Below are 14,330 nucleotides of genomic sequence, written 5' to 3'. Positions count from 1 at the left end.
CTAGTTTTTTCTCTGTTTTTGTCTGATTGCTCTGTATATCCGGACTTTACATAACAATCAGACTCTCTTTCCTTGTTTACAGGTTACATGAAACTTTATTATCCTTTTATATACGGTATCAGTGTAAACTGGAACCGGAATAATACATCATCAAATCGGTACTGCTCCAATACAACTGGACCACAACTGTTAGAACCAATGCCATTTAGTGCATAGTCAACACAAAATACTACACTATCTGATTCTGTCAGTTCATAATTATGCGTTTTCTCCTCAAGTTCTTCCTGCGTATAATAAGAAGCATTGAATGAGAAGGCATTTTCCGCAGAAACCACAATTCCATATCGGCTGTTGTTAAGCTCTACATATTCACAATCATAATGGCTTCCATTTTCCTGTGGGCGAATATAATCCTCATGCAAATCATCTACATTTGCCTGATACAAACCGTGGCTCGCAGCCTGATGTTTGTCACAATAGCTTTCCTGTGGTCCCATTCCAAAGTATCGTGCAGCTGAAAGTTTTTTATCCAGGAACATCCTCACACCAAATCTTGGCAGGTCCGGAAATTCATCATCTTTTGTTACTGCAATATCTGCATCAATCTTTCCAGCAGCTTCTATTTTCCATGTGATCGTCACATCAAGAATCTTCTGTACTGTCTCTGCCACAACGGATGCATGGCTTGTAATTTTCACACCATGCTTTCCTTGCACGACCTCTGTCGTGTAAGCTCTTGTATAAGCTTTATCATAATGGGCTTTCTTCCATTCAGACTTGATGTACATATCATTATCTGTTGGTGCCCTCCAGATATTTAATTCCATCGGGTGGTTCAGATATTCCCGACCTGCAAATTTCATCTCTGTAAAAAGTGCAGTCCGTCGGTCGATTGTATATGCGAATTCACGGCCTTTGATATGAATCTGGGTATCATCTTCACTCACCTGCAATTCAGAATCCGTCACTGTTTTTTCAACCCATTTTTCTGCTAACTGGCATTTGGCATCCTTCTGGCTTACTTCGATCTCATCAAATCCAAGGATATAATCCTCTTCCAGCAGAGGCATTTCTTTTTTCAGGTGGTAAGTGAGTTTTAAATAACATTTCCCATTTTCCGGAACGTTGACCTGCAGGTTTGTTTTTCCTTCACTATGTGGTACCACAGATACTTCAGCAAGTTTTCCTTTCCCAATCAAAAGTCCATCCTGTGTCAATTCATAGCTGATTTTCACATAATCTTTCAGATTATCAAAATCCATGTAATTATGAAGCACCAGTTCTCCGCTTTCTTTGTCATAGGAAATAACCCTTGCCGGGCGATAAACATTCTTGTATTCCAAAAGTCCTGTATGTACCGTTCTGTCCGGATATACTAATCCATCCATACAGAAGTTGCCATCATGAATTTCTTCGCCATGGTCGCCCCCATAAGCATATATAGTCTTTCCATTCTCAGCAGTTCCATGAGCAATCGCATGGTCACACCATTCCCAGACAAAACCGCCACACATTTTATCATTATCCTGAATCATCTGGAAGTAATCTTCAAAATCTCCAGGTCCGTTTCCCATACTGTGACAGTACTCTACCAAAAGAAAGGGTTTGCTTCCATCTTTATCCAGATATTCCTGAATTTCGGAAAGCGCCGGGTACATCCGGCTGTACACATCCAGATTGCTGTATTCATATGTTTCATCATAATTACGATATCTTGCACTCTCATATTGTGTGATACGGTCTGGATCAAAATTCTTTGTCCATTCCAGTGCTTTTTCAAAGTTGCAGCCATAAGCACTCTCATTTCCCATTGACCACATAACAATACAGAAACGGTTTTTGTCACGTTCCACCATGAGTTTTACTCGATCAACGATTGCCTCTTCCCATACCGGATCATCTGCAATCTTCTCATTCCATCGTTTGAACCGATTGTAATCGGTGTCTTCTTTTCTGTAGATCATAAATGGACCATGAGCTTCAATATCTGCTTCATCTATTACCATGAATCCATACTTGTCACACATTTCATAGAAAAATGGTGCGTTCGGATAGTGGCTGGAACGGATCGCATTAAAATTATGCTGCTTCATTAACGTAAGATCGGTTGTAATCTGTTCCGGATTGATTGTAAATCCAGTAACCGGATCAGAATCATGTCGATTGACACCACGGAATTTAATCTTCTGTCCATTTAAATAAATAACCTGGTCTTTAATCTCTATCTTTCTTAATGCAATGTGATCTACAATTACTTCATTCTCTGTTTCAAGAATCAGTTTATATAGATATGGATTTTCTGTATTCCAAAGTTCCGGACTTGCGATTTCTAATACAGCTGTTCCTTCTTCAGCAATACTTCCTAGTGCTACAACTGCTCCGTTTCTATCTTCAATCGAAATTTTTACATTTAACGGAGAGTAGAATTTCATTTCAATTTCTACTTTCGCAAGCATATCCTCAATTCTTGTTTTAATATGATAATCACTGATTGCCTGTTTTGGGCGTTTCAAAATGTACACATCCCGGAAAATACCACTCATACGGAATTTGTCCTGATCTTCCAAATAGGAACCATCACACCACTTCATGACCAGAACCGCTATGCTGTTCTCTCCGTCCCGAAGGAGGTCGGTGATATCAAACTCACTGGTCATATGAGAAACCTGGCTATACCCTACATAAGAGCCATTGATCCATACATAAAAGCAACTGTCTACTCCTTCAAAATTCAAGAAAGCTTTTGGTGCATTTTCATCTTTGTGATAAACAAAGGTATGTGCATATGTTCCACATGGAATATCCTGTGGTACATACGGTGGATCAAATGGGAACGGATACCTGATGTTTGTATACTGATGTGTGTCATATCCTGCCATCTGCCATACACTCGGAACCTGAATCTCATCAAAATTTTCTGTATCATAATCTTTCTCAAAGAAGGGTTCCTGAACATCATAGATACTGTTAAAATACTGGAACTTCCAAGTTCCGTTCAATAACTGCATTCGATCTGACTCTTCCCTGTGCTCCACCAGGTTATCCATTCTTTTGGATGCCGGAATAAAATAGGCTCTGGCTGGCATTGTATTTTCATGCAGTACGCTTAAATCCTCATAATAACGTGGTACAATCATAAATAACTCTCCTTTAATACATATACATTTTTTTGCACTTTGTTTTTCCACAGCAAACCTTGTCTTTTACTTTTATGTTTACTCTTCTCTGTTTTGCTATATATATCTTATCCGAATCCACAAAACATGTCTATGAATTGGATTAGACAAAATATGCACTAAATGATACAATAACAAAAAAAGGAAAAGAGGTGCTACCATATGTATATGAATACCGGTTATTTAAACCACTCCCATATGGATTTCAAAGACAAAAGTCGCCCACTGGTTGTAGGAAGTTGCGGTACTTACCGCCTTTCCAGCCATCCAAAGTTACCAACCTACCGTCCAAGGGGACGCCTGGATTATCAGATTATCTATATCACTGCTGGTTGTGGGCATTTTCATTTTGACAATATGGATAACGAAACGATTGTCCCCGCCGGTAATATTGTACTGTACAGACCGAAGGAACTTCAGAAATATGAATATTATGGAAAAGATAAGACAGAAGTATACTGGATTCATTTTACAGGCAACAATGTAAAAAATATCCTACGGCAATATGGATTCCCGGATAAAGAGCGTGTATTTCAGGTCGGAACCTCTATGGAATACGAACAGATTTTCAAGCGTATTATCATCGAGCTTCAGCGTTGCCAAGATAATTATGAGGAAATGCTTGTCCTTCTGCTCCGTCATCTTCTTATCATCTTTCATCGGGAACTGACCAGGGAACATATCTCGAAAAATGAATACCTGGATCACGAGATGGATAACGCAGTTACCTTTTTCAGTGAAAATTATAACCAGAATATTAGCATAGATGATTATGCTGCCTCACGTGGAATGAGTGTCAGCTGGTTTATCCGAAACTTCAAAAAATACACAGGTTCTACACCAATGCAGTTTATTGTGGGAATCCGAATTAACAATGCCCAGATGTTACTTGAAACAACAACCTATTCCATCAATGAAATTTCTAAAATCGTCGGGTATGATAATCAGCTTTATTTCAGCCGGCTTTTCCACAAGCTGAAAGGATATTCCCCAAGAGAGTACCGAAAGATAAGAAACAAGTTCTAAAATCCACAATATCATAAATCCAGTTTTCCCTCCAAAAGAAGATGACGCTCCATAAGCACCTGACTTAGTTCCTTGCCCGACTGCATTTTAGGCCACTTTCGGATGCACTCCCTACAGCATGTTGCCAGATTGTATCCAACCCTTTTTCAGATTCGTGATTTTTTTCAAAATCCGGCTTTATACTCAAAAAAGTACTCATTTCAGACACCTAGTACCTTTTACGCAAAAAAACCAGATACCATTTTCGAATGATATCTGGCTTTTCTCTTCTTATACATCTCTTATCAGTCTTTCGTTTCCATAATAACAATCCGACCATTTACAAAACTGATCTTCACTTCATCATCCACAAACTGGTTGCTCACCGTCAGACTGTCGCACGGCATCAGATCATGATGATTGAGCGGCCATTTCGTACCCTCCAAACTGAAATCATAAATCTCGCCTTCCAAAGAAAATACAGAAAGATATGGTCCGTATGCTTCTGACTTTTTCAGCACACAGGATTTATTCGTTACCCAGATTTTATTTTTCTCATCCAGAATGCAGGCATTTACTCCGGCATCACATGCCACACTAAGTGTCTGGACATTCGCCCACAAATGATCGATTCTTCCACCGGTTGCCCCAAGAAGGATCATCTCTTTGCTTCCCAGTGTAATTCCCAGCCGAAGAGCAATCTCTGTATCCGTCGCATCCTTAACCGGATTATATTCCCGGATCGGAATATTCGTCTCCTTGCGATAGTAATCAATCACCTTTGGATCAATACTGTCAAAATCCCCAACAATATACTGAGGCTCAATCTTATGGTTATACAGATACTCAAGCCCCTTATCTACTGCGATAATATAAGCCTCCGGATTTGCTTCAAGAACCTTCTCTGCAAATCCCTCGTCAAGCAATCCCCCACTGATAATGACTGTCTTACTCATAATTCTTTAAAATCTCCATCAATTCTCTTGTGTTTTCTCCTGCATTCCCTTTGAATACAGCTGATCCCGCAACAATCACATTTGCTCCCGCATCCAGTGCTTCTTTCACATTGAATGCATAAATTCCTCCGTCAACCTGAATATCAGTCTCAAGTCCACGTTCATTCAGCATTGCCCTAAGTGTTCTGACCTTATCCAGCATCTCAAAAATCAGCTTTTGTCCGCCAAATCCCGGATGGACTGTCATCACAAGGAACATATCCACTTCACCAAGAAATTCCTTCAGGACCTCCACCGGTGTATCCGGTGAAATTGCCAGTCCTGTCTTCATGCCACACGCTTTGATCTTGTCCAGAGTCGCACGTATATCCTTGCATGCTTCATAATGTACAGTAAGAATATCCGCTCCTGCCTCTGCAAATGCTTCCACATAACGGATTGGTTCCGTAATCATCAGATGCGTATCTATCACCTGCTTTACCGCCGGTTTGATTGATGCAAGCACAGGCATTCCAAAAGAAATACTCGGTACAAACACGCCATCCATCACATCAAAATGTAAATATACCGCTCCATTTTCCTCTGTCTGGCGGATACCTTCTTCCAGATTACAAAAATCTGCCGATAAAATAGATGGTGATAATTTATATTCCATTTTAGTTTAGTACCTCCTTTTTTCCTTCTGTTCCAGTTCCCGATACATCTCACAATAATCTTCATACCGCACCGGATGCACTTTTCCCTCTTCCAGAGCCTCTTTTACCAGACACCCCGGTTCACTGATGTGATTACACCCCTGAAACCTGCAGCCTCCCTGATACTGATCAAACTCCGGAAAATAATATTTCAATTCTTCCTTGCCAAAATCATTGGTATACAGTGACGAAAATCCCGGTGTATCCATGATATAGGAATCCTCGTCGATCGGGATCAGTTCTGAATGGCGGGTAGTATGTTTTCCCCGCTCGATCTTTCTGCTGATACTTCCGGTCTCCATATTGACATTTTCCTGAAGACAGTTGATCAGAGAGGATTTTCCAACTCCTGAAGGTCCGGCAACAGTTGTTGTCTTTCCTTTTAGTGCCTCTTTAATCTCCAGAATATTTTCTCCTTCTCTGGCACTTGCAAAGATCACACGGTACCCACAAGCCTCATAAGTCTTCTCCAGAGACTCGATTTCCGGCTCATCTGCAATATCCTTCTTGTTGAAACAGATAATAACCGGAATCTCCTGCCGCTCCATCATAACCAGAAACCTGTCCAGCAGATTAAAATGCGGATCCGGCTTCTTCACTGCAAATACAACCAGTGCCTGATCAATATTTGCCACTGCCGGTCTGATCAGTTCATTCTTCCTTGGAAGGATCCGGATGATATTACCGGTCTTCTCTTCTGCATCTAAGATCTCATATTCTACCAGATCTCCGACCAGTGGTTTAATCTTCTCCTTACGGAAAATTCCTTTTGCTTTACATTCATAAATGACAGATTCTACTACGTCATAAACGTAGTAGAATCCTGCAATCCCTTTTATAATTCTTCCCTGCATAAAACAGTCCTTTTAATTTCCTGTATTGTTGCCGTTATTTGAGTTGTTACCGGAATTATTGCTACCCGAATTGTTACTGTCGGATCCACTGCTTGCCTGTGAGCCATTGCTTACATACAGTGTGATCGCAGTTCCTACATCTACCGATGTACCTTCTCCCGGATCAACTTTTACAACTTTTCCAGATGGTTCTGCACTGTCAATATCAACTTCTGTATAAGTCAGATTTCTGGCATTCAGTGCTGAAATCGCATCTCCAAGTGTCTTTCCTGTCAGAGTTGGTACCTTCACCTGATCTGCAGGCTTTGGTCCTTTGCTGACAACATAACTCACACTTGTTCCTTCAGCCACCTTCGTTCCGGCATCTGTGCTCTGACGGATAATCATACCTTCTGCATAATCATCTGAATATTCTTCACTGCTCGTTCCGCCATCGGACAGTCTGCTTGCACTCAGTGTAGATACCGCATCATTTACATACATTCCCACAATTGGCGGAACTGACACCTTATCCGGCTGTTTTTCACCTTTACTGATATACAGTGTGATTTTAGAGTCAGCAGATACCTCTGTTCCCTCTGCCGGATCAGTCCTTGTTGCTTTTCCACTTTCAACATCACTGCTGTATTCACTGGTAACAGTAATGTTCTTGCTCGTAAAGCCCTGTTTGATCAGTGCTTTCTTGGCTGCATCTTCATTCATTCCCTCTACACTCTGGATCATGATCTTTTCCGGTCCTGAACTTATTACAACCTTGATCACCGTATTTTTCTTGACTTTCTTTCCTGCTTTTGTCTTCTGCTCAATAATCGTACCTGCTGCCTTATCTGATGCTTTCTCGGATTCTACTTCCAGCTTCAGCTGCTTCTTTTCGCACATCGTCTCTGCAACATTCTGCGGCTGTCCAACCAGATTTGGCACTTCAATCTCATTGGAAACTGAAATCTGACTGTCTGAACGCTTACCGAACACACCTGCTGCTTTGCCAATCAGGAAAATCAGCGCAAATGCAACGATCACTGCAACTGCAACCATGAGGATCTTCATCATCTTGTTCATCTTCGGATCTACGCCATTTTTACTGTTACCGCGTCTGCCCCCGTTATAATTATCCTCTTCGTCATCCTCATCATAGTCATCATTTTCGTCATATTCTTCATCGTCATAGCCATCATCATACTCTTCGTCATCATAACCATCGCCCTGACGCTTTTTCATACGTGCCATCCGCTCCGGCGAGATCATCACCGTATCTCCCATACTCCGGATCGGAACCATATCTACAAATTCGCCACTCGGATCGACCAACGCCCTCTTCAGATCCTGGATCAGTTCTCCGGCACTCTGGTAACGTCTTTCCGCGCTCTTCTGTGTACACTTGAGAATAATCTTCTCCAGCGCCGGATATAAATCCGGTGCATACTCAGAAGGCGGGGTAATATTCTCCTGTAAATGCTTCATTGCAACCGAAACAGTAGAATCGCCATCGAAAGGAACCCTTCCGGTCACCATCTCATACATGGTGATACCTGCAGAATAGATATCACTCTTCTCATCACAATAGCCGCCCCGTGCCTGCTCCGGAGATACATAGTGTACCGATCCCATTGCACTGGTGCTGACTGTCTGCGATGTTGTCGCCTTTGCAATACCAAAATCCGTAACCTTTACCTTTCCTTCTTTGGAAATGATAATATTCTGCGGTTTGATATCTCTGTGTATGATGTGATGATTGTGAGCTGCCTCAATACCGGTACACATCTGAATTGCAATACTGATCGCTTCCTTGGAAGAAAGCTTTCCTTTTTTATGCACATATTCTTTCAGAGTGATTCCTTCTACCAGCTCCATGACCATATAATAGAGTCCTCGATCCTCCCCTACATCATATACATTGACAATATTCGGGTTCAGAAGCCCTGCTGCTGCCTGTGCTTCTGACCGGAATTTCTTTACAAAGTTTTCATCTTCCCTGTATTCTTTTTTCAGGACTTTCACTGCGACATATCTGTTCAGCATACAGTCCTTCGCCTTATATACATCCGCCATTCCACCGGCTCCGATCTTGCTCAGAACCTGATAACGGCCACTTAAATAAATCCCGTCTTTTACCATATACTCACCTCATCAGAAAACGGTTCTGCAAGAACAACACTGATATTGTCATTGCCCCCGTTCTCATTCGCCCGGTCAATCAGATTCTGACCGGCTTCTACGATATCTCTTGCCCCTTTAACTATCGCAAAAATTTCTTCATCCTCTATCATATTACTGAGTCCATCGGAACACATCAGGATGATATCTCCCTTTTTGAGGCTGAATTCATAAAAATCCACCTCTACATCCTCTTTTACTCCAATTGCTCTGGTAATGATATTCTTATCCGGATGATGTCTTGCCTCTTCCTCATTGATTCCTCCCAGACGAACCATCTCTTCTACCAGGGAATGGTCTCTGGAAAGCTGCCTGATATCCTTATTCAGAAGATACAGACGGCTGTCACCTACATTTATAAAATAAAGTGTATGATCGATCACAGTTGCCGCAACCAGAGTGGTTCCCATCCCCTCCAGATTAATGTCTTCATCTGCTTTCTCGATCAGCTTGTGGTTCGCTGTCTGAGCCGCATCTTTTAAAATCTCTTCCGGCCCATCCTTTAATGTATGCTTCAGTTCTTCTTTCAGAACTTCCACCGTATATTTTGACGCAAAATCGCCTGCCTTGTGTCCACCCATTCCATCGGCTACTACCAGAAGATTCGGCAGCGTACCTAATGACTCATCTGTGGCAAACACGTAATCCTGGTTCATTTCACGTTTTCTTCCAACATCTGTCATAGAAAATATTTTCATATTTTATACTCCTTGCATCGTCTTGCGCCGTAACTGTCCACAGGCTCCGTCTATATCTGAGCCCATTTCTCTTCTTATAGTAACATTTATCCCGTTTTTTTCAAGTTTATTTTTGAAATTCTCGGCACTTTTTTTGTCCGGTTTTTCGTAGTTTCTCTCCTTGATCGGGTTCACCGGAATCAGGTTTAAATGGCAGTTTCTGTCTTTTAAGATTCCCATCAGCTCTTTTGCATCCTCCGGTGTATCGTTTACGCCGTGAACCAGGCTGTACTCAAAAGTGATCCTCCGTCCGGTTTTTTCAAAGTAATAATCACACGCTTCCAGAACCTCATGAAGCTCGTATTTATTTGCCACCGGCATCAGCGATCTTCTCTTTTCCTGGTTGGAACCGTGCAGGGAAAGTGCCAGCGTGATCTGCAGCTTTTCTTCTGCAAGTCTCCGGATGTTCGGTACAATTCCACAGGTAGACGCCGTGATATTTCTCTGGCTGATATTGAGCCCGTGCTCATCACTGACCATGTGAATGAATTTCAGAAAATTGTCATAATTATCCAGCGGTTCTCCGGTTCCCATGATCACAATATTAGAAACTCTCTCGCCAGTGATCTTCTGGATCTGGTAAACCTGTCTTAACATCTCTGACGGTGTCAGGTTTCGTTCCAGCCCGTCCAGTGTTGATGCACAGAAACGGCATCCCATCCGGCAGCCAACCTGCGAGGATATGCATACCGAATTGCCATGTTTATATTTCATCAGAACACTTTCTACCATATTCCCGTCTTTCAGGCAAAACAGGAATTTATTGGTCCCGTCAATCTTTGAAATCTGTCTTTTTTCCATTTCGACTCTTCGTATTTCGTATGCTGCTTCCAGTTTCTGGCGTAAAGTTTTTGGAAGATTGGTCATTTCTTCAAAATCATCCACCAGCTTTTCATGGATCCAGGAATAAATCTGTCGACTGCGGAATCCTTTTTCTCCAATCGCCAGCATTTCTTCCTGTAACTCTTCAAATGAATACGAAGCGATATCTTTTTTTTCCATTATCTGCCCCTCCGGATAAATTTAGCAATATAGAAACCATCGGTTATATCAGACGGGAAAATCTGTTTCTCCCATTCCAGGTCAAATTCCGGATGTTTTTCAGCAAACCATCCGGCGTTTTCCTCATTCTCTGTCCTGCTGATCGTACAGGTGCTGTACATTAGTGTTCCCTCCGGCTTCACATATCGGCAGACCGTATCCAGGATCTCTCTCTGAAGTACTGCAACTTCAGTCTCCGTCTCCGGGTTCATCTTATACTTCAGATCGGTCTTCTTCGCAAGAACACCAAGGCCGGAACACGGAAGATCCGCGATCAGAACATCTGCTTTTTCCTCAGAGTCCGCATCGAAGCAGGTTGCATCCTGCTGCACTGCACGGATATTTTCAAATCCCATCCGTGAAATATTTTCCCGAATCAGCTCTACCTTCATCTCTGTCAGATCCCTTGCCTCTACCATACCTGTCCCATTCAGGATCTGTGCCGCATGGAGCGCTTTTCCTCCCGGTGCCGCGCACACATCCAGTATGTAATCTCCTTCTTTGATTCCTGCCTGCTCCGCTACCATGATCGAAGCTGCATCCTGTACCTGGAATTTTCCTTCCCGGAACGCCGGGATTGCTGCCAGATAATCATAGCCTGAGATCAGAAGCGCAGACGCAAGAAGCGGATGTTCTTTTACCTGAATGCCTTCTCCTGTCAGCTCTCTGATCAGCTCTTCTTTGGTGGTTGCATTTCCATTAATCCGGATTGTTGTTGCACGTTCTTTATAAAAACCTTCCAGGATGTATTTCGTCTTCTCTTCTCCATAATCTCTCACCCACATACGGATGATCCATTGTGGCATGGAATACTTTATTGAGAGAAATTCTTCTGTATTCTCCGGATACGCAATCTTATCAATGTTTCGCGCGATATTTCTAAGTACCCCATTTACAAATCCCCGCAGGTTCTTAAAGCCTTTCCGGATAGCAAGGTTGACTGCTTCATTGCATGCTGCCGAATCCGGAACCTGATCCATGTATTTGATCTGATAGACCGCACAGCGCAGGATATTGCGGATCACCGGTTTCATTTTTTCTGTCTTTACTTTTGAAAACTGGTTGATAATATAGTCCAGTTCTATCCTCCGCTCTGTTGTCCCTTCTGCAAGCCTGGTCAGAAATGCACGGTCCTGCTTGGACAGATACTGATATTTTTCCAGCACCTGTCTGAGCACGATATGACTTTTCTCTCCACGCTCGATTTCCAGCAGGATCATCAGTGCAAGTTCTCTTGTACCTACTCCCTGGTTATTCGTCGTCATTTCTTCTTCCTCCTGTCAGGATCAGTATTCTTAAAAGCTGCAGAAGTGCAGATGCTGCACTCGCCACATAGGTAAGCGCTGCCGCTGTAAGAACACTTCTTGCCTCACGTACTTCTGATTCATATAGCATGCCTGAATTTTTCAGGATTTTAAGTGCTCTTCCCGATGCATTAAACTCTACCGGAAGCGTGATGATCTGGAACAGCACTGCCAATGAAAACATCAGGATCCCAAGATTGATAAACAATGTAGACATTTCTCCTCTGATAAATAATCCCATTATGATCAGCGGCCATGAAATCCCGGATCCAAAATTCGCCACCGGAACAAGTGCTCCGCGTATTGTCAGCGGTACATAATGCCTTGCATGCTGGATCGCGTGTCCACATTCATGTGCTGCAACTCCAAGTGCCGCAACCGATGTCGAACCGTAGGTGGAATCTGAAAGCCGCAGTACATGGTTCGCCGGATCGTAATGATCGGTCAGTTTTCCACTTACTCTCATCACCTGTACATCATAAATCCCTTCCATCCTGAGGATCTGCTCCGCAGCCATCGCACCGGTGATTCCGGCGTGGTTGCGGACCTGATCGTACCTGGCGTAGGTGGAATTCACTTTGGCGGATGCAAAGGCGCAGATGATGACGCCGATGATGACAAGGAAATAAGTTGGATCAAAATAATATGGGTAGTACATGTTTGCCTCCTTGTTGAATAAGGGTCCGCCCGGAAGCGAAAGATATTCGCACGCAGGCCCGCTCGCGCTTAGTCCGGAAACGTAGCGGTACTAAATTCGGCTTTCGCTAACGCTCAGCCTTATTAAGTGCCGACGTTTTCGATGACCTGCTTAGCGAATATCTTTCGCTTCCGGGCTACATTTTTCAATGGGTGTCGGCTGTTTGTCCTATCGTGCGGTGCACGATGGGACAAATGCGCCAAATATGTTAGGTCGAAAAATATTTGTTAAATTTGCAAAGCTCAAATTCTAAAAGTAAACTCTAGCCTAATCTTGTTCCTGTTTCTATGTGGTATCCGCGTAGGAAGGCATCGGCTTCCATGCGTTTTTTGCCTGGGATCTGGAGGGACTTGATGGCTAGTCTGCCTTCACCGGTCTGGACTTTGAAGCCGTGTTTTGTGACTTCTGTGATCGTTCCGGGCTCATGAGTATCGATGGTTTCTACAACATCCTCTACTTCTGCTTCCCAGATTTTCATCGTTTTGCCTTCCCACTGGGTGTAGGCACTTGGCCATGGATTTAAGCCGCGGATTAGGCGTTCGATTTCTACTGCTGTTTTCGTCCAGTCGATCTCACCGGATTTTTTGTTGAGCATTTTTGCGTATTCGGTGGTGCTTTCGCCCTGTTTTTGTGGAGTAATGGTTCCTTTTTCCAATTCTGCAAGGGTATGGACGCAGAGTGCGGCTCCTTTTGCGGAAAGTTTATCGAAAAGGCTTCCTCCTGTTTCTTTTTTATCTAATGTGATTTCTACTTTCTCCAGCATATCACCCGTGTCAAGGCCTTCATCCATCTGCATCGTTGTGACACCGGATACTTTTTCTCCATTGATGACCGCCCATTGGATCGGTGCAGCACCGCGGTATTTCGGCAGAAGGGATGCATGGACATTGATACATCCGTACGGTGTCATTTCCAGAATCTCTTTTGGAAGGATCTGTCCAAATGCCACGACTACGCAGACATCTGCCTGATATTTTTTCAATTCTTCGATACATTCAGGTTCCCGGATCTTCTTTGGCTGATAGACCGGGATATTATGTGCAAGTGCACATTCTTTTACCGGAGTGAACTGCATTTCTTTGCCTCTGCCCTTTGGCTTGTCCGGCTGTGTGACAGCAAGCACTACTTCATGTCCTGCTTCTACCAGTGCTTCCAGTGTTCCGACTGAGAAATCAGGAGTTCCCATAAATATTATCTTCATCTTATCTTCCTCCCGCTTCCAGCCTAGGCTTCTTCGTATTCTGTGCTGTGAAGTTCGCCTTCTACTTTTTCTACATAAAGATGACCGTCCAGATGCTCCAGTTCGTGACAGATTGCTCTTGCCATCAGTCCTTCGCCTTCGATCTCGTATTCTTTCATATCTTCATCAAGTGCTACTGCTTTTACATAATTCGGACGGGTAACAATACCGGATTTACCTGGTACACTAAGACATCCTTCTTCCCCGGTCTGTTCTCCGCTGCTCTCTACGATGCGTGGGTTGATCATGACAACCGGACCTTCTCCGATATCGATGACAACGATTCTTTTGAGAATTCCAACCTGTGGTGCAGCAAGACCTACCCCCATTGCCTCGTACATGGTCTCTAACATATCATCGATCAGTTCTGTTGTTCTTGGTGTCATCTTTGTTACTTCCTTACACACCTTTGTCAGTACTTCATCGCCTATTTCTCTGATTTTTCTAATTGCCATTTGTTCTTCCTCCTGC

The 14,330-nt window shown here is 43.1% G+C and carries 12 protein-coding genes and 1 pseudogene; 1 reads left to right on the top strand and 12 read right to left on the bottom strand.

The genetic code is table 11. The annotated features are described in order from the left end of the window. Positions 1 to 98: 98 nt before the first annotated feature. Positions 99 to 3,137: a glycoside hydrolase family 2 TIM barrel-domain containing protein gene (locus tag PGY05_RS14700; RefSeq protein WP_270476222.1), complete on the bottom strand. Its 3,039-nt coding sequence runs from the start codon at positions 3,135 to 3,137 to the stop codon at positions 99 to 101. A 201-nt stretch (positions 3,138 to 3,338) separates the two neighbouring features. Here PGY05_RS14700 and PGY05_RS14695 point away from each other — a divergent pair, with 201 nt between their 5' ends. Continuing rightward, the gene (locus PGY05_RS14695; protein WP_055145504.1) at positions 3,339 to 4,202 is read left to right on the top strand and encodes an AraC family transcriptional regulator; all 864 of its coding nucleotides are present in this window, start codon (positions 3,339 to 3,341) and stop codon (positions 4,200 to 4,202) included. An 11-nt stretch (positions 4,203 to 4,213) separates the two neighbouring features. Here PGY05_RS14695 and PGY05_RS16725 read toward each other — a convergent pair. The 11 genes and pseudogenes from PGY05_RS16725 to def form a co-directional block, all read right to left on the bottom strand. Beyond that, positions 4,214 to 4,327, bottom strand: a pseudogene (locus tag PGY05_RS16725) (DUF4186 family protein); the annotation flags it as partial. 159 nt (positions 4,328 to 4,486) lie between these two features. Beyond that, positions 4,487 to 5,137 carry a thiamine diphosphokinase gene (locus PGY05_RS14685; protein WP_270476221.1) on the bottom strand — a complete coding sequence of 217 codons (651 nt, stop codon included), beginning with the start codon at positions 5,135 to 5,137 and terminating at the stop codon, positions 4,487 to 4,489. After that, positions 5,130 to 5,792: a ribulose-phosphate 3-epimerase gene (rpe, locus tag PGY05_RS14680; RefSeq protein WP_195250072.1), complete on the bottom strand. Its 663-nt coding sequence runs from the start codon at positions 5,790 to 5,792 to the stop codon at positions 5,130 to 5,132. Before rpe ends, PGY05_RS14685 begins: the two co-directional genes overlap by 8 nt. Before the next feature lie 6 nt (positions 5,793 to 5,798). Further along, a complete protein-coding gene (gene rsgA, locus PGY05_RS14675; protein ID WP_008372146.1) occupies positions 5,799 to 6,686 on the bottom strand; it encodes a ribosome small subunit-dependent GTPase A in 888 nt (295 codons plus the stop codon). Positions 6,687 to 6,698: 12 nt separating this feature from the next. Further along, positions 6,699 to 8,801, bottom strand: a complete 2,103-nt coding sequence (pknB, locus tag PGY05_RS14670) for a Stk1 family PASTA domain-containing Ser/Thr kinase (RefSeq protein ID WP_195488512.1) — start codon at positions 8,799 to 8,801, stop codon at positions 6,699 to 6,701. Continuing rightward, entirely contained in the window at positions 8,795 to 9,538 is a 744-nt protein-coding gene (locus PGY05_RS14665) for a Stp1/IreP family PP2C-type Ser/Thr phosphatase (protein ID WP_022220921.1), read from the bottom strand. The genes pknB and PGY05_RS14665 overlap by 7 nt, the downstream gene beginning before the upstream one ends. Before the next feature lie 3 nt (positions 9,539 to 9,541). Continuing rightward, positions 9,542 to 10,579, bottom strand: coding sequence for a 23S rRNA (adenine(2503)-C(2))-methyltransferase RlmN (gene rlmN, locus PGY05_RS14660; RefSeq protein ID WP_055157425.1), 1,038 nt, complete (start codon positions 10,577 to 10,579; stop codon positions 9,542 to 9,544). Further along, positions 10,579 to 11,883 (bottom strand): 16S rRNA (cytosine(967)-C(5))-methyltransferase RsmB, encoded by a 1,305-nt coding sequence (gene rsmB, locus PGY05_RS14655; RefSeq protein WP_270476220.1) that lies wholly within the window; start codon positions 11,881 to 11,883, stop codon positions 10,579 to 10,581. Before rsmB ends, rlmN begins: the two co-directional genes overlap by 1 nt. Further along, on the bottom strand, positions 11,870 to 12,580 hold the full coding sequence (locus PGY05_RS14650) for a zinc metallopeptidase (protein ID WP_270476219.1): 711 nt from the start codon (positions 12,578 to 12,580) through the stop codon (positions 11,870 to 11,872). The genes rsmB and PGY05_RS14650 overlap by 14 nt, the downstream gene beginning before the upstream one ends. Before the next feature lie 301 nt (positions 12,581 to 12,881). After that, the gene (gene fmt / locus PGY05_RS14645; protein ID WP_270476218.1) at positions 12,882 to 13,820 is read right to left on the bottom strand and encodes a methionyl-tRNA formyltransferase; all 939 of its coding nucleotides are present in this window, start codon (positions 13,818 to 13,820) and stop codon (positions 12,882 to 12,884) included. Positions 13,821 to 13,843: 23 nt separating this feature from the next. Continuing rightward, positions 13,844 to 14,314 carry a peptide deformylase gene (def, locus tag PGY05_RS14640; protein WP_008370813.1) on the bottom strand — a complete coding sequence of 157 codons (471 nt, stop codon included), beginning with the start codon at positions 14,312 to 14,314 and terminating at the stop codon, positions 13,844 to 13,846. Between the last annotated feature and the right edge of the window lie 16 nt (positions 14,315 to 14,330).

Origin of the sequence: Coprococcus sp. AF51-11b1 (assembly GCF_027682785.1) — a bacterium.
GTDB classification, from domain to species: domain Bacteria; phylum Bacillota; class Clostridia; order Lachnospirales; family Lachnospiraceae; genus Allocoprococcus; species Allocoprococcus comes.
This window is presented reverse-complemented; position numbering and strand designations above follow the sequence as displayed.